The 16,624-nt window shown below is 31.5% G+C and carries 14 protein-coding genes; 7 read left to right on the top strand and 7 right to left on the bottom strand.

Going from position 1 to position 16,624, the window contains the following annotated elements; all coding sequences use genetic code 11:
- The first annotated feature begins 46 nt into the window (after nt 1-46).
- From GAPWK_RS04960 to GAPWK_RS04940, 5 genes are read left to right on the top strand one after another with little or no spacing between them, the layout of a single operon-like run.
- The gene (locus tag GAPWK_RS04960; protein ID WP_025315166.1) at nt 47-850 is read left to right on the top strand and encodes a T6SS immunity protein Tli3 family protein; all 804 of its coding nucleotides are present in this window, start codon (nt 47-49) and stop codon (nt 848-850) included.
- Nucleotides 831-1,739: a T6SS immunity protein Tli3 family protein gene (locus GAPWK_RS04955; protein ID WP_025315165.1), complete on the top strand. Its 909-nt coding sequence runs from the start codon at nt 831-833 to the stop codon at nt 1,737-1,739. Before GAPWK_RS04960 ends, GAPWK_RS04955 begins: the two co-directional genes overlap by 20 nt.
- Nucleotides 1,717-2,046 (top strand): hypothetical protein, encoded by a 330-nt coding sequence (locus GAPWK_RS04950; protein ID WP_025315164.1) that lies wholly within the window; start codon nt 1,717-1,719, stop codon nt 2,044-2,046. The genes GAPWK_RS04955 and GAPWK_RS04950 overlap by 23 nt, the downstream gene beginning before the upstream one ends.
- A 26-nt stretch (nt 2,047-2,072) precedes the next feature.
- Nucleotides 2,073-2,333, top strand: coding sequence for a PAAR domain-containing protein (locus GAPWK_RS04945; protein ID WP_025315163.1), 261 nt, complete (start codon nt 2,073-2,075; stop codon nt 2,331-2,333).
- The gene (locus GAPWK_RS04940) at nt 2,333-3,769 is read left to right on the top strand and encodes a hypothetical protein (protein ID WP_025315162.1); all 1,437 of its coding nucleotides are present in this window, start codon (nt 2,333-2,335) and stop codon (nt 3,767-3,769) included. The genes GAPWK_RS04945 and GAPWK_RS04940 overlap by 1 nt, the downstream gene beginning before the upstream one ends.
- A 127-nt stretch (nt 3,770-3,896) precedes the next feature.
- Here GAPWK_RS04940 and GAPWK_RS04935 read toward each other — a convergent pair whose 3' ends face one another.
- Complete coding sequence (locus GAPWK_RS04935) at nt 3,897-4,277, bottom strand: VOC family protein (protein ID WP_025315161.1); 381 nt, start codon at nt 4,275-4,277, stop codon at nt 3,897-3,899.
- A gap of 126 nt (nt 4,278-4,403) precedes the next feature.
- Between GAPWK_RS04935 and GAPWK_RS04930 the strand changes: the two genes are divergently transcribed.
- Nucleotides 4,404-5,348: a helix-turn-helix transcriptional regulator gene (locus GAPWK_RS04930; protein ID WP_025315160.1), complete on the top strand. Its 945-nt coding sequence runs from the start codon at nt 4,404-4,406 to the stop codon at nt 5,346-5,348.
- 103 nt (nt 5,349-5,451) lie between these two features.
- Here GAPWK_RS04930 and rdrB read toward each other — a convergent pair whose 3' ends face one another.
- From rdrB to rnm, 6 genes are all read right to left on the bottom strand, one after another.
- On the bottom strand, nt 5,452-8,043 hold the full coding sequence (gene rdrB / locus GAPWK_RS04925; RefSeq protein WP_025315159.1) for an antiviral RADAR system adenosine deaminase RdrB: 2,592 nt from the start codon (nt 8,041-8,043) through the stop codon (nt 5,452-5,454).
- A gap of 3 nt (nt 8,044-8,046) precedes the next feature.
- On the bottom strand, nt 8,047-10,725 hold the full coding sequence (gene rdrA, locus GAPWK_RS04920; protein WP_025315158.1) for an antiviral RADAR system adenosine triphosphatase RdrA: 2,679 nt from the start codon (nt 10,723-10,725) through the stop codon (nt 8,047-8,049).
- Between the two features lie 667 nt (nt 10,726-11,392).
- Nucleotides 11,393-12,784 carry a hypothetical protein gene (locus GAPWK_RS04915; protein ID WP_025315157.1) on the bottom strand — a complete coding sequence of 464 codons (1,392 nt, stop codon included), beginning with the start codon at nt 12,782-12,784 and terminating at the stop codon, nt 11,393-11,395.
- Between the two features lie 259 nt (nt 12,785-13,043).
- Nucleotides 13,044-13,934 carry a 23S rRNA pseudouridine(2605) synthase RluB gene (gene rluB / locus GAPWK_RS04910; protein ID WP_025315156.1) on the bottom strand — a complete coding sequence of 297 codons (891 nt, stop codon included), beginning with the start codon at nt 13,932-13,934 and terminating at the stop codon, nt 13,044-13,046.
- Nucleotides 13,935-14,625: 691 nt separating this feature from the next.
- Complete coding sequence (locus GAPWK_RS04905) at nt 14,626-15,246, bottom strand: L-threonylcarbamoyladenylate synthase (protein ID WP_025315155.1); 621 nt, start codon at nt 15,244-15,246, stop codon at nt 14,626-14,628.
- Nucleotides 15,247-15,291: 45 nt separating this feature from the next.
- On the bottom strand, nt 15,292-16,125 hold the full coding sequence (rnm, locus tag GAPWK_RS04900; RefSeq protein WP_025315154.1) for an RNase RNM: 834 nt from the start codon (nt 16,123-16,125) through the stop codon (nt 15,292-15,294).
- A 71-nt stretch (nt 16,126-16,196) separates the two neighbouring features.
- On the opposite strand from rnm, the gene rraB reads away from it, so the two are divergent.
- The gene (gene rraB / locus GAPWK_RS04895; protein ID WP_025315153.1) at nt 16,197-16,589 is read left to right on the top strand and encodes a ribonuclease E inhibitor RraB; all 393 of its coding nucleotides are present in this window, start codon (nt 16,197-16,199) and stop codon (nt 16,587-16,589) included.
- The last annotated feature ends 35 nt before the right edge of the window (nt 16,590-16,624 follow it).

The raw sequence follows: 16,624 nt of genomic DNA, 5'->3' as shown, positions 1-16,624 counted from the left end.
CAACAAAATGACAATATTGCGTCATTTGCTATAGAAGGAATATTAGTTGTTGATTATAAATTATTTACTACTGAGTTTAGCATTATTTCTATTTTGTTTTTTTAAACGTTGGCATCTTTTTTGTTGGTTAAGTTACAGCGTTTTTTTGGTCTGTTTTTTGGCAATCATCCCTTTACCGGGTGAAGATAAAGTTAAATATAGAGCCCCTACTCAAGTTGTGTTTCGGTTTGATGAGCACCGGTTTATTCAACTTACTGGCTATGGTTGCCAAGGGCGAATGTACTATGTTGATGATCAAAAGCAGATCTATTACGAATTAGCTCGGCACTTGGCAAAGGTTTTAACCGAGCCTTTTGCCCATATGCCTGAAGATTATATTTTCATTCCAAGTACCGACTATTCTGACATAGATTTTTCCCAAGACGGCGGGCGTTCTTTCAGTTCCTTTCATATTGAAACGATTGAGAATATGGGAAGTTATCATCCTAATTATAATACGGTAGAAAACATTGTGGTTATGAACAATCAATTTTTCTTAAAAGATAAAAATAGAGACATTTACCGTTCACCTAAACCTTACGGTACACGTCCAGCCATAATTTCAGCTACTAGTGAAAAATTTTTTGAAGACAGCATACAATATATGGGACTTCGCTGGGCGGATCGACCTCAAACCATGCCTACCATACCAGCCAATTATACTGGTTGGCGGCGATGGCAGTGTGATCCTAGCTTAAAAATACCAATTACCGTCTATAACCGTTATGCGCCGCTCATTAAATTACAAACTCAATTACGCCATCTATTAGGCGTCGCAGAGGAGGTAACGCATGAAAAAGAGACTGATTAAACTGTTAATCTGTTGCATTGTCATTCCTGGTGGTTTATGGGTTTTTATCATTAACTTTGGTTCAAATTTACCGCAAAGATATGAAGAAACAACGGGACTCGATATTCCAATGCCTGAGCCAAGAGAAGGTTACGAAATTATTTACCCTGATGTGATTCGGACTAATGACCGCCACGATACAGCCTCGTTTTACTATTTAAGTGAAAAACGTCAGGTTATTTACCGTTATGATGCAGATCGTTATTTAGAGCTGCAAGGTGAAAACTGTGAAGGATTAATTTGGTACCACGATCAGGCCAAAAATATTCATACGCGCATCAATAAAGTCTTTTTTACTCATGATAGATTACCAAAATTTAACTATTATAACCCGGGCAAGGACTATATTGGCATTCCAACCGATGATATGTCAGCAATACCGTTTTCAATTGATGGCGGTAAGACTTTTTTTGTTGGCGATGTAACCGATTTTGCAGCTAACCCAAGTGAGCAAGTCGAGCGTTTTATTGGGGTAGATGATAGCCCATTAACCCTGCAATTTAGGGATGTCGATGAATATATGAGAGGGTTTATTAATACTATTACCGTTTCTGGTAATACAGGCTATTTTATTCTAAAAAATGATGTACTGTTTGGCGATACTGTCTTTTTGCGAATGTTTAAATACCCTCAACAGACTTTTCATTCATTAAATGGTATCAACACCAAAGCAGATATTAATTTATATCTTAAAGGTAAAAACAGGACAGAAGTCCAACAATTTGGTTCATATTGGGAAATTTATTATAAACCTGCTTATATAGAGCGCATAACTGGCGCGCGTAATATTAAACTTGAGCCGTATCAAGGTTGGGACAAAATTCGCTGTGAAATTGGGGCAGAAAAATAATTCTAATATTGACACACAAGCCGATGAAAGTGTCAAGTTAACTATTGTCGATGTGATGACAAGAATAGAGCGAATAATTGACGCACGTAATCCAAACTTGAACCATAGCAAGGTTGGGACAAAATTCGATGTGAAGTTGGGGCAGAAAAATAATTCTAATATTGACACTCAAGCCGATAAAAGTGTCAGGTTAACCATTGTTGATGTGATGACAAGAATAGAGCGAATAATTGACGCACGTAATCCAAACTTGAACCATAGCAAGGTTGGGACAAAATTCATTGTGAAATTAGGGCAGAAAAAGTAAATAAACTATAAGTAAGGAATTTATTTATGAAAGGTGTAATACGGTTAGGTGATCCACATTCGCACGGCGGAAATGTTATTAGTGCTTCTGGCGCTGATTTTGATGGTAAACCTGTTGCTTTAGTGGGAGATAGTGTATCTTGCCCGAAAAAAGGACATGGTATAAATCCCATTATTGAAGGGCATCCGACTTGGGTAATGCATGAACGCCAAGTTGCAATTGAAGGATGTCATGCCGCATGTGGCTGTGTATTAATATCAACATTAACACAAGTAGGGTGTGACTAATGAAATGGCAATTACCAAATATTAAAGAAAAAACCATACCAAAGAATTTTTCGAAATGGATTTATTTATTGATTTTTGTGATTAGCTTTTTATCTTATGTCTTTTTTATTTTTATTGTTCATAATGATAACGATGCCGTATTTTCACAATTTAATCTAATCATCATTTTTTTTATTATTACGCCAATATTATTTGGTTTGTCTGTAATGGGCTTTTTATACAGCTTCTTTTTTTATGACAAAGTTGATGCGTTAATATTTAATTATTATTTAAAAAATATGCGTATAAATTGGCAAATTTGGGGCCAAAATTCAATTAATTTGATTGATTACCATTATATTACTGGTATTGATAATGTTTCTTTAAAAATAATGAGAATTGAAGGACACTCTCCAACAAATCCCGATAAAGTAATACCCATTTCAGCTATAAGAGAAACTGACAGTTCAGCTTTGTTTTATTTGTTTGATAAGATTTTATTACCAATGAAATCCAAATTAAACATGCTTCCAAGTATGACAATTCTTTTAAACACTAATCAAGAACAAGAAGTTATAAACAATGCATTAATGAGTTATAGTCATCTCAATGAATTAAACATTCATCAATCTAATATTACCTTTTCCAACATAATACCTTCAATCGATAAGATTAATGATTGGATTGATGATAACTCAATTCAAAATATACTATTAATTAATCTATTATTTGATACTGAAAATCAATTACAGGTGACTGAATATTGTTGTGCACTTTTGTTTTCAAATGATGAAGAAATATTAAATCAATCCCCTTTGAAAATAAATTTATTCCGCTCTATCAATACAAATTTACATAATTTAAATAAAGATCTAGAGTATTTTTTGGATGCAGAACAAGTACAAAGAGAAAAGATCAACCAAGCATGGACTCTATATTTACCGTCTCCTGCTTTGCACAATTTTAAAGCTACATTATTTGACCCAAATAGCAGAATAAAACTTGAACCAAATAAATTTTACCAATTGGAGATAAATTTAGGGAAGTTAGATTATAGTCATGCATGGCTTGCATTATCACTCGCAGCAGAAGGTATAGTCAAAGAGCAAAAAGGACAAATCATTGCTACACAAAATAATGATTCAATTAATATCATGCAATTATCCGATGAAACTGCTTATGCACCAACAAAAGAAGATAACTTAAAAGGTTACTATCCAATTATAACTTGTTTAAGCAGTCTATTACTCTTGTTTTGTATTTGTTTAACAATGATATTTTCACTTGAAGAAACAGATTCTGAATTTTTGATGCAAATAGGCGTTTTTTCTTTTATTGCAGGACTTTTTATTATCGGGGCAATTATTGTCGGTACCCTTTATCAAAGGTCTTCAAAAGAAGATGATTTCATTGAAATGTGGTTTGAAGAACAAGATAAAATATCAAATAGCATTTAATTAAGGATATCATAGTTATATAGGAGCGAGTTTCGCGCTCCTATTTATCTTTATCGAAAATTAGGTTAAATGTAAATCCTTCATAAAAAAAGATAATCATTGCTTTTATAATTTTATTTAATCACTTCTATTCAAACTTTGAAGTATCAGTTGCACAAACTCTAAGGCGATGGCCATCTGGATCATTGCCAACACATGTATATCCAAAATCAAGCATTTGAGGTTCAAGTTCTATTTTTACGTTCAACTTTTTCCATAATGAATAAATTTCGTCTACCTTATCTTTTGTTACATCACTAAAAGAGAGCTCAAAACCGCCATAATAATTCGGTGCTCTAGGTGTGATTTGATCGGCTTGTTGTAATCCTAAAATAAAATCGTCTTTCAATAAAAAGACTGTAAATCCTGGATAGGTTTCAATAGGATTTTGTTTAAGTATTTTTGTGTAAAAATCGGTACTAATATCGATGTTTTTAACATAGATAATAACGCTATTTGGTTTAAACATTTTGGTTACCTTTTTGTAGTATATATAAAAAAATTAATATATTTAAATTATGTTATCTATATTATGATGAGGTAACCCTGACAACCGTATGTCATATTTAAAATCAATTATTTCAAAACTTAAAATATGAAAATTAACCGTATAATTACTATCATTATGATACTACTTCAGAAAGATAGAATAAGCGCTAAAGTATTATCGGAAAGATTAGATGTATCATTGCGAACCATTTATCGAGATATACAAGTTATTGAGCGTGCTGGAATTCCGATCATCACATATGCAGGAAGTCAGGGCGGTATCAGTATTTTAAAAGATTATAAAATCAGTAAAGGTTTATTTACTAAAGACGATGTGACTGTTCTTTTAAAAGGTCTGAATTTATTATCCTCTCCAATTTTAAGTGATAATGAAAAATATCTTACTCAAGAAAAAATTAAAAGCTTTTTAACTCAGCAAGAACTTAATGATTTAGGCAATGAGCTGAACCAACTTGCTGTGGATTTATCTCCATGGTTTTTAAAACAAAACAATAATAATAAAATAGCGATTATTAAAGTGGCGTTGAGTCAGCAATTACTTTTATCATTTGATTATGTAAAAATTAAACATGATGCGATTTCTCGATTAATTGAACCTTACCAACTACTATTTAAAGAAAAAGAGTGGTACTTACAAGGTTATTGTTTAAATAGAAATGATTTTCGCATATTCAAATTATCTAAAATGTCTAATGTCCATAAAACAGACATTAATTTTATTAAAAGATCGAATCCTGACATGGTTTCTTTATTTAAACGAAATATGAAAAAAAAGGTCTTTAAAATAAAATTATTAATTGATAGCTCTATCTTAGAACGTATTTTAGATTATTGTGATGAGAAAGATATAAATCCATTCGATGATAATAAATATCTAGTCGATTTTGATTTTATTGAGGATGATTATAGTTACGGTATATTAATGAGTTTTGGACATCAGTGTATCTGCTTAGAGCCCGAACACGTCCGTCACCAACTAATCCAACGAACCGAACAACTTAGGCGATTATATGACGAAAAAGAAATTTGAAATAATTCCAACTTCGTTTAACCGATCTGTCAATTAATTTAGAAACTTTTGTTGCCATATCAACTTTATTGAAAATTAACGTTATTCGCTATATTAACGATACTTAATATGGCTCAAATATATTATTCCAATCAATATGATTTGAATCAAAAATATCTACACCCTTTTGACGAATCCGTTCAATCCACTCTTCTGCTTGGCAATGACCAATATCGAAATGTTTGATTGCCGTTTTCATCATCACATCGTGTTCATTAGCAATGGTTGTAGGCATTAATGCACAATCATCGGTATTGATACATACCGAGATAGGTCCCGTTCTGATACCGAAAAGATTATATCTTTCACCTTTTTTCAACCATTTACCACTTGGTGGGTGCCAACGAAATAAAGGATGTTCATGATAGTGACTGATTCGACCAATATAAAGATTGGATGTCGGACAAGCTTCAAGGATAATTCCTTGCTTACTGTACCGTTCAATCAATAAATCTTGAATTGCTGTATAGAGTTTTAGCTCTTCTTTCGAGATTGAATCTGTTAGCGGTTCATTAATAAATTGAGGAATGCTATTGCTGTCTATTTGTAAATCAACTGAAATAGTTTTAAACCGTCTTTTGTTGTCTGATGGATAGTTTGAATAAAGGTAGTTCAACCATAATTTTTTAGGTTTACTTTCAGGATGATTCATTAAAAATTCATAATCAGGTAAACGTACTTTTCGCTTAATTTCACTTATACCTTGATTGTTATTTAATCGACGCGGGCAATTGCGTCGAAGTAGCCAAGCTTGGTATAAATCATTAATTGAATAGTGTTCATCATTATATAGATAATTAGACCAATGCTTAATTTTGTATTCCAAAATTGGTAAAATTGGTTGAATTTCAGGTAAGATTCCACAAAGTTTTAGTGCTTGATGATAACACCATACTAAATTATCTAGATGGTCACCAACCGTCAGATAGGCCCGTTTTTGTTGTTTTGCCCATTGCTCAATATCTATTCCTAAGGCTAAAGCATGTCCAATACGATCCCCTTCATCAAACTGACAAAATTTAACCGCTTCATCAATAGCTCTTAAACCTGAAAGAACATGACTAAAGTCTTCGCCAGCATGAACCGTTAAAAATGGCTTTTTGAAAGGTAGATATAAATTACTATTTACTTGATAACATGCTGATCGAAGTACTCGAAGAGTTGGCGCGAATATTTCAATTGGTAATTGATTTTCATTACCTGCAATATCATATCCACGTATTAACTTTCTAAGATCAACTTTAGCATTTTTTGGGGAAAGTTCAGTTCCAGTCTTAATTTCTGATTTTTGATATTCAACTGAATTCATTAGATCATGTAGTTTATTTACCTGTAAATTCAATTTATCACGAAAATCTTTTAATAACCTATCGTTTCTATTTTTTTTGTTAGGAAAACCACGCGTAAAATGAACCACAAAATGATGGTTTTCAGGTTTGCTCCATTGGAAGAAATAACTTGAAAATCTTTTTAAGTAGTCAAGCGATAAACTGCGCTTATCATTTTCCTCTATTAAAGCATTAGGAGATATTCTATACTCTCTTTTAATATTACTTGCCGCGTCATGCCTTACCGCAAAATCATCAAATTTATAACCACTTTTATAGATTTTTTCAGGTTTTCTTAGCGAAAATCCAAAAAAACTAACAAACTGACTAAGTCCAACCCCTGATACTGTCATATAGTTTCTTAAAATATGACTACTTTTGATAAAGATCGATAAGATTTTTCTATAATCGCAGTTTTGGTTATTATTTGCATGAATTAAAAAGCCTAAACATAATAATAACCAACCATTTTTCGGGCATTGTTTAGGATCATTCGCTATCTTAAAAATTTCTTGTGTATTGGATATGTTGGCACTATTGTAAAATTCAATAATTGAAGCTTTTTTAAATATAATAGTTTTTAAATTTATTATGTTAAAATTGACGAATTCATTTTCACTCTTGGAATTATTTGTCCCAGTATTAAAAAATATTTGTTGTAACAATAGGATACTACATACTCTCACTAACATTGGTATATGCTGTTTATCTAATTTATTACTTTCATATAGTGTAAACTCAGTGCGATTAGGCCACTTAATATTTTCAGGCTCTTTTTCTAAATAAAGCGCAATACTTTGCATTGAAAGTGATGAGGTTCCATGCCCGTTTAAATGGACATGATTATCCGCATAAATTTTATTGCCAAGTGGTTTTACCAATGCAATCGGACATTGATCTGATAAAATATTGGCAATGGCATGGTTAGGTTGCAAAATTCTGTTTTCTATACGCTTTTTATAAGCTGAAGCAATTATCCAATTAGGATCAATTAAGGACACTAATGCTAACCACAAATTCAATAGCGGTTTTTTTACTTCAAAACTCACACCAGTCCACTCTAAAAAATAGTCTGCCAATTTATCCAAACAACTTATAGGATCTATAGCTTTATCATGGTTAAGCCACTCTTCAATAGCATAATCAATATCATCAGAACGCAAGCGATGACGATAATAAGGCTGATAATCATGTATTGCCTGTTTTAAAATTGTAAGAAGTTTTTCGTTTAATTTTTTACCTTGCTGTAACTCTATCTCTGAATTTAATAACCGATCCGACGTTAAAATTACAGCAGGTACAATCCATTTTAAATCAAATGTGAACATTAGTTATTTCTTTTTATTTACATCTTGAATATGGTAATAAATTATTTGGTATAGTCGTGGAAACTCTTTTTTCCTATCATTCGCTAATACATCTTTTTCATTTTTATATAATTTAAATTTTTCATCTAATTTTAAATTGTCAATAATTTGTTGTAATTCATCAATTTCTCGTTCAGCTACCCATAAAGATATGCTGTAAATACTAAAATCTTCATAATCGTTCAAAATCATCTCTTTGATGCGCTTAAACTCATCAATCTTTTGACCTGATTTGTTTTTGTTGATTTGTTGGTTATTTGCTTTACCTATTTTGAATATTGTTCCAAACTCGTCATTTTTTGTAAATAAAGGATGTTTCCATATGGCTGATAATAGTTTTGATGTAATTTTAATATCATCATTATTATTATCTTCCTCCTTTTTATGGTCATCATTATTCACCTTATCTTTATCATTATCCTTCTTTTTTATTTCATCAAAATCTACTAAACCGCTTATATTTTTCGTTAATACACGGTCACGTTTTTTAAAATTGTCTTCATTTCTAATTGTACTTACATCTGCGGTTAATGCAGGGTTTGCATGACTGATTATTCCATCTTTTATAAAACTAGCAAAAGCGTTAATTACTAAGTATTCAAAACGTTTTGCAATATCGGAAAGATGTTCATCTTCATTCAATTTGAAGCTTTTTTTGCGTATGATATGTAACTGAGTAAAAACCTTATTAAATACTGCATGCAATAAGGGAATCAGATTCTTTGTTTGTAATTCTGTTAACCTTTCTTTATTGTTTTCACACCAAACAACTATCTCATTTGCAAACTTACTAATGCTGTCATTACGTTCATTACTTTCATTACTGTCTTTACTGTCTTTACTGTCTTTACTGTCTTTACTTTCATTACTATCTTTACTTTCATTACTTTCATTACTATCTTTACTATCTTTACTTTCCTCGTCATTGGTTCTAAAGTCTTCTCCATCAGACATATCCTCATCATCTACGAATTTAGTTGGGTTCATGGCATGAATTGAATAAAATGGAGGTCGATTTAGAATAAATCGCAATTGCTCATCCCAATTGATTTTTTTCTCTTTAGAAGTGACATCTAATATAGATAAAATCAATATTTCAAAAGCACGGCTAAAATAAATATTATGAATTTGCTGACTCGATTTTCCATAATAATCACAATGTGTATAAATTCGTTTTAAAATATTATTTTGGTCAGTTTCTATAGTTCTGTTGTTTAAAAAAAGATTTCCAACCAAAAACTCTAAAGGTGGCATACTCCGCATAACTAAACTATCTTCGTTAAATACACTGTTCAAAATTTTCTTATTTTCTTCTCCTTTGCCTGATAGTTCTTTAATCGCCTCTAGCTGTTCTTTAAAAAAGTTCTTTTTACTGCCTGAAAACTTTATGTCTATCTGTTGCTTTGGGCTAAAAGCTAATAATTGTTCAATTCTAAATACGCCTTCTACATTATGATTTATTACGTGTTGATAACTAACAGCATTACTATAAGCAACACCATCTTGTTTTTGTTCTGCCCAAGATTGAAAAGTAGACCATAAGTACTCTTCTAATTTCTCTTGATAAAATATGGATGGTGGTAATGATCTTATAAGTTGAGTGACTTCTCGAGCATTTTTCGGCTTGGGCCATTTAGTACTACTAGCTTCCCCATTACATAAATAGTAGAAATAGTTTTGAAGATTTTTCTCGTATTTAAAAAATGTTATGCCATCATCCTTTTCTTTTTCAATAATTTTTAATTTAGGTAAAAGATCATCAATAGGTAATAAAGGTAACCGTTGGTGATTTGGGAACACTTTAGTTAGATAAGCCTCAGCTAATGATTGAGCGGTTTCACGTCCGTGTTTTAATGTATCATCATCAATAAATCCTATGGGCGCAGCTAGTTTTTGAAAATGGACATGCATCATATGAGAATATAAGTGAAGAGAACCACTGATAATGGTGATAATATAAGGGCAGCTAAGTAATCGACGTACATCATCCAACACTTCAAAGGCTTTGTCCAAAGCCATATCGACATCATCAATTGGAATAGCAATCGCTTTACAATGTAAAATTTCAATACATTTTTCCACAAAATCATGAAAGCGATGTTGAATTTGTACACCAGAACTATATTTGAGTATTTTATCTATTCCGGTGTAATCATTAAATTCTTTTGTTTTTCCTAGAGCATTGGCAAGTTCTTGTAGAGAAGAATAAAAATCATTACGTTGACATTGATCAGTACAAGATGATTGTAATCTTTTTTCGACCGCATTATATAATTGAGCGACAATAACATTGGCAAACTCATCATGATTGCAAAGTAAGGTGGGATCGATAATTTCTAAAAAGAAAATATCGTCTATTTCCTTATTATCTAAACTTTTTTTCCAAAAATTTTCTACATTACGTAAAAATACGGTTTTACCTGCCCCACGTTCACCACTGATGCAGATTGCGTTATGTGCAGCATAAATTGTGTTTTTACATTTATTATCAAAACGATTTCGTTCATAAGCTTTAGCTTCATCACTGGTTTTTTTTAACATTTCTACCAGTTTTTTTTGGGCTGCTTGTTGCCAAAGTTCTTCGTTCGTAAAAGAATCTAGATATTCATTGGTTGTTAGATTTAGAATTATATCATTTGCCATAAGTTGCTCTATCCATATTTTTATTTTACTTAACGTGATGTAAGGGAAGCTATTTTAGCTTAAATTGATAGTTTTTTAATCAAATATTTTCTTTCTTTACAAAAATATTTTTAACAGCGATTAACAATTTATTGTATTAACTTTAAATAAGAAACAATATTGAAGTTAAATTTAACTGATATTTTTCCAAACATTTTTTCCATTATTTAGCTTTTTTATTGGCATAAGACTCTAGATATTTTTGTAAAGGATGTTGTTTATTATTGGCTACAATAATATTTGCAGATCAGAGCTTAATTTGGAATTTTTCCTTTAAGCTGTCATTAGATTATTTTTAATAAATTTCATTAAATCAGAAGAGTTGAAACAGTAAATTGAAGGGATTTTATTTTTAACTATTTGTTTAATTTTTTTATATGCTTAACTGGTTTTAGAAATAGCAAATCCATTCTCCTTCCATATCTTTGTAACCTTATAGTAATACGATTATATATCAGTCAATTTAAATTTTTTACTTTCACGGCGAGATGTTCTTTATTTTATGATAGTTACTAGTTGGGTTGATATCTTGAGGTTTTGTGTAGTAGTACAATTTATTAAGAAAACTAGATATAAATTGTCTATTACATACCTCAAGATATTTTTTATCTATTTTTAAATCTTTCTACTAAAGGTAAGAGAGATCTTTAGCAATATCCTTAAGTCTAGACCTTAATTCGGTTAGTTGTTCTTTTTGGGCTTGCTTATAGAGTTCATCTCGTGATTTTAAACTACCTTCACTATAATTACGGTATTTTGATGGTACATCACCACTATAAATATATTTATATTTAGCGGAAGTTTCTTTAACTTTGAATGATTTAATATAGCTATACATACCGTTAACCATGATGTTGGTCGTTAATGTTAGTTGATTGCTATGAGTTTCTGTTTCTATATTGTAGCGCTGATCTTTATAGCTTTTGAGTTTAGTCATTTTTCCTTTTTTATTTGGTACTTCAACATATTTATCAAATACTTTTTCCGTTTTTGTTTCATGATTAACTGATTTGCCAAGATCATTAAAATCAATATCGTAGTCAATTCGTATATCAATATCTGCATCACTTAAGTAATTGGTAAACTCAATATAATATGAGCCTATATATTCTCTAATTTCATTCGTAAATTGAGATGGGGATGAATTATAATAGACTTTAACAATTCCCTTTTTTTGGTAGGTGTCAGCTAATGCTTTTGCATCTCGATATTGTCCATATGGTTGGTAAACTTTTACTGCTTTGTTAAAGTAATCAGCCACTTCTCGAAACTCGTGGCGCTTACTGGCATTTTGTGAAAGTTGTTGGGCTTGTTGATAAGCAGCCTCGGCTTCTTGTGTACAATATTTTTTGTCGTTTTCAATTGCTAGTTTATCACTATCTCTATATTTACCAAGTGGTTGATAAACTTGTGAAGCATTGCTAAAAGCCGTTGCAGCCTCTTTGTAGTTTCTTTCCTGTGCAAATTTTTTACCTAAATCATAGTATTCTTTGGCTGCAACCTGCATATATTTCGTTTGAGCGTTTTTATATCGTTTTTCAATATCCTTATAATTATATCGTTCTAAACCAAGTTGATATAAATTGGCTTTGTTCTTATAGCTTATACTGTCGGTGCCCGTAATTGAATTTGCATAATCGTAATATTGTTTAGCAATGGTTTGCTCCAATTGTTCCAAATCATATTTATTATTAAAAAAATCGACAGTTGAACTATAAAAACGATCCCTAAGCATCATTTTCATTTTAAGTAAGTTTTGGTAGATATCAATACGTTTTTTATAATCGGTGTCTGGAGTATTGGCTAAATTTGTTTCATAATGCTCCATAACATTAGTGACTAAAGTGCGTAACTTTTCGGCTTTATCTTTGTCATACTTTTTGAGGCCTTTTTCTTCAATATTGTTAGTTAATAAACTGATACTTTCTAGATATTTTCCCTCTTTATATGCCTCCTCACTTGTACGTGTATGGCAAGCGGTAAGAAAGAAGATGACAAAAATTGTTATTAATATTCGCATAATATTTCCTTTCAATAATTATCCATCCTTTATCAAACTAGTTAGAATATAACAAGTTTGATAAGTTACTAATTAAAATAGCCTTTAATTATTTTTGCCGATTTTATGAAAAAAAAAAGCTTAGCATTTTTCATTTAATGCTATATTTCTATACTACAATAGTGATTAAATTGGATAAAAAATAACATTTTCCACATTAATCAATTTTTTGATGGGTGTACACCTCAATACAAATTATGTATTGAGGTGATGAATAACTCTACTTTCGAGTAGGCTTTTTAGCCGTGGCACGGCGAGGTGATTTAGACGGATTATTCAACTTGATACGTTTTGGTCTAACAATTTTTTTGTCCGATGATGAAGTTGTTTTAGTAAAACTTTTAACTTCTGGTGGTAAGCCAACAAGTTCACGTAAATAGTTGACAGAATCAATTCCTAGTTCCATCCATGTACCACGTGATAATCCTTTTGGTAAGTTAATATTACCATAACGAATACGTAATAAACGGCTAACTTGTACATCAATCGCTTCCCACATTCTACGCACTTCGCGATTACGGCCTTCGGTTATAACAACATTAAACCATTGGTTAATACCATCACCACCTTGAGCTTTAATTGAATTAAATGAAGCAGGACCGTCTTCGAGTTGTACACCTTTGCGTAATTGATTAATTTGCTGATCAGTAATATTACCAAATACTCGCACAGCATATTCACGTTCAATTTCATGTCTTGGGTGCATTAAACGGTTAGCCAATTCACCATCGGTAGTAAATAATAAAAGTCCCGACGTATTGATGTCTAAACGACCAATATTGATCCAACGTGCATTTTTTAAACGTGGTAATCGTTCAAATACCGTTGCCCGACCTTGCGGATCATTACGTGAACAAATTTCACCTTCGGGTTTATAATAAGCCAGTACTCGGCAGACCTCTTTTTCTTTACTTCTTAGTTGAATTAAATGTCCATTGATGCGAATTTTTGGGTTAGCACTGACATCAACACGATCGCCTAAATTGGCAATTTTACCATCAACGCTGATCTTTCCTGCTGCAATCATAGCTTCAATCTCACGCCGTGAACCATTGCCTAAATTAGCTAGTACTTTTTGTAATTTTTCAGTATTGTCTTTTATGTTTTTCATAACCAGTTCTCGCTACCTTCACAGGTATCATATTTGTTTAACTTTAAGTGAAAACTTATATCAAAATCGATTTTATCATTCTGATATAGCTAGTAAATATTATTTGTTGAATATTGAATTACTCAATTTTCTATCAAAAAATAGGTATAAATTTGTAATGTTATTAAATAGATCATTTATAGACATTTATTCTTTCGAAATATCTTATGTTTATGTTTGTGCCGTTTATTGTTAAACGTTTAATTTTAGTTTTTTGTATATTTTTCATGTTAGTAAGAAAAACAAAATCCAATTAGCCCAAATAAAATCTACAAAAAACGTTAAAAACTATAGAAGCTCAAAGCACCATAAATTCAGATATTTTAGCATACTTGTATTATAAAGAATTCTCACTTGTTGAACTAAATAATAAACTTTAAGACTATATCCAAATGTTGAAGTAAAAACTCTCTTTTTACCTTCTATATCGGTAAAAGTAACAATAGGATAATAAATACGACACATCTAAAGTTATGTAGAGCAATGTGAAAATTCAATTTTATATTTCGTAATATAAACTATTGTAGAATCCGTTTGGTAAGTAAAATGAACTTATTTGGAAACTACAAGAACAGTTAACCAATAAAAGATCCACCAACCAAAGTCAACGAACTAATAGGTTTATATGTCATTATCTGTACTGATCTTTACTTTAAACAAATGGGCTTATATCACCACTACCTTGACGAACAATATCTGGATAGTCATTAGTTAAATCAATTACTGTTGTAGGTTGCGGACCAATGTATCCACCATGCACAATAGCATCAAGCTGATGACCAATTTTATCTTCTATCTCTTCCGGATCAGATTGGGCTTCATCCTCATTAGGTAAAATTAATGTGGTTGTCATTAATGGTTGCCCTAACAATTCAAGTAATGTTAAATCAATTTTATTATCAGGAATACGTAAACCAATGGTTTTACGTTTTTCATTCATTAATCGACGTGGAACTTCTTTGCTGGCTTGCAAAATAAAGACATATTTACCAGGTGTATTATTTTTTAATAGTCGGAAAGTTGTGTTGTCAACAAAAGCATAAGATGAAAGTTCCGAAAGATCGCGACACATTAAGGTAAAGTTGTGATATTTATCAAGCTGGCGAATTTGGCAAATACGATCAACCCCATACTTGTTATCAAGCAAGCAACCTAGTGAATAACCTGAATCTGTCGGAAAGGCGATAACGCCACCATCATTTAAAATTTTGACAACTTGATCTAATAATCTCGTTTGTGGATTATCTGGGTGAATATAAAAAGTTTGGCTCATAGTTTTCTTCTATATTAGTGTTATCGTTAAGTTCTGTTTTTAAATTTACTCATTCCAATCATGCCAGATAGGTGTCACACTGGCTGGTAAAGGTGTGGTTTTACCTAAATCAAGGTAATTAACCAAATCATGAAAATCGGAACCTTGAGATGCCAATAATCCAAATTCATTAGCTAATTTCGCCAATCGCTGTAAATCATCTTGCGTTTGTCGGCTTTGAGATACTTCTATCGCATCACCGCCATATTCTTTAAATTCACCAATTAATGTTTTTAATTTAGTTAAAGTTAAATCATAACGGCTAGGATGAGCAAGTACTGCTTGCCCGCCTGCTGCGTGAATGGCATTGACCGCATTACCAATACTACAACACTTTGCAGGCACATAAGCATAACCACTTTTGCCTAAATATTTTTTAAATGCTTGTTTAACATCTTTAACATAACCATTGGCTACTAAAAAACGTGCAAAATGGGAGCGTGATACAATATCACCTTTTGAAAATTGTTGTGCTTGTTGATACGCATTATCAATACTAACTTTCGCCAATTTTTGATCAATGCTAATTGCTCTATCTATTCGACCTTGTTCTTGGGCTGATAATAATTCAAGTAATAGTGAATTTTCAATATCGATATTTAATCCAACAATATGAATTTCATTATTCTTCCAAATTGTTGACACTTCAACGCCATAAATTAATTTAACGGGTAAATTATCACGTTCTATTGTGTTTTTGGCCTCTGGTAGACCTTTGATAGTATCGTGATCGGTAATTGCTAACATACTGATTTGATTATCAGCTGCTCTTTTGACCAGTTCACTAGGTGTCAGAATGCCATCTGACGCAGTTGTATGCGAATGTAAATCAACGATCACTTTTTTTCTCGAAAATTATTTTTAAACGTGTAATATACCACACAAATTGCATGACCACTAAAAGGTAAATTATGAAAGATCAAATTAAGCTTGCTCAACAAGATACTAACGTTATTATTGAAGAACTATTGGAAGATGGTAGTGATCCTCATGCGCTTTATATTATTGAACATCATATCTCATCACAAAACTTTGATCAGCTAGAAAAAGTAGCCGTTGAAGCTTATAAATTAGGTTATGAGGCTACCGATCCTGACGAAGATGTAGATGATAATGGAAATGTTGTTATCGGTTTTGATATTGTGGTTGAGAGTCCACTTAATGCAGAATTAATTAATGCCCAAATAGCGGAAATAATCACATTAACTAACCAATTCGGTGTCAACTATGATGGTTGGGGAACCTATTTTGAAGATGGTAGTGATGATTTTAATGAAGTTGATAATATAGAAACGCTTCATTAATAGATGTAATTACATTATTTAAGCTATTTTATTTT

This window comes from Gilliamella apicola (assembly GCF_000599985.1).
GTDB classification, from domain to species: Bacteria; Pseudomonadota; Gammaproteobacteria; order Enterobacterales; family Orbaceae; genus Gilliamella; species Gilliamella apicola.
The sequence above is the reverse complement of the archived record's forward strand: the minus strand, read 5'-3'. Positions and strand labels throughout refer to the sequence as shown.

Coding starts and splice junctions, on each gene's coding strand:
- rdrA (WP_025315158.1), bottom strand. CDS start 10,725: ATGGCAAATGATATAATTCTAAATCTAACAACCAATGAATATCTAGAT.
- GAPWK_RS04930 (WP_025315160.1), top strand. CDS start 4,404: ATGAAAATTAACCGTATAATTACTATCATTATGATACTACTTCAGAAA.
- GAPWK_RS04915 (WP_025315157.1), bottom strand. CDS start 12,784: ATGCGAATATTAATAACAATTTTTGTCATCTTCTTTCTTACCGCTTGC.
- rdrB (WP_025315159.1), bottom strand. CDS start 8,043: ATGTTCACATTTGATTTAAAATGGATTGTACCTGCTGTAATTTTAACG.
- rluB (WP_025315156.1), bottom strand. CDS start 13,934: ATGAAAAACATAAAAGACAATACTGAAAAATTACAAAAAGTACTAGCT.
- rraB (WP_025315153.1), top strand. CDS start 16,197: ATGAAAGATCAAATTAAGCTTGCTCAACAAGATACTAACGTTATTATT.
- GAPWK_RS04935 (WP_025315161.1), bottom strand. CDS start 4,277: ATGTTTAAACCAAATAGCGTTATTATCTATGTTAAAAACATCGATATT.
- GAPWK_RS04905 (WP_025315155.1), bottom strand. CDS start 15,246: ATGAGCCAAACTTTTTATATTCACCCAGATAATCCACAAACGAGATTA.
- GAPWK_RS04945 (WP_025315163.1), top strand. CDS start 2,073: ATGAAAGGTGTAATACGGTTAGGTGATCCACATTCGCACGGCGGAAAT.
- GAPWK_RS04955 (WP_025315165.1), top strand. CDS start 831: ATGAAAAAGAGACTGATTAAACTGTTAATCTGTTGCATTGTCATTCCT.
- GAPWK_RS04940 (WP_025315162.1), top strand. CDS start 2,333: ATGAAATGGCAATTACCAAATATTAAAGAAAAAACCATACCAAAGAAT.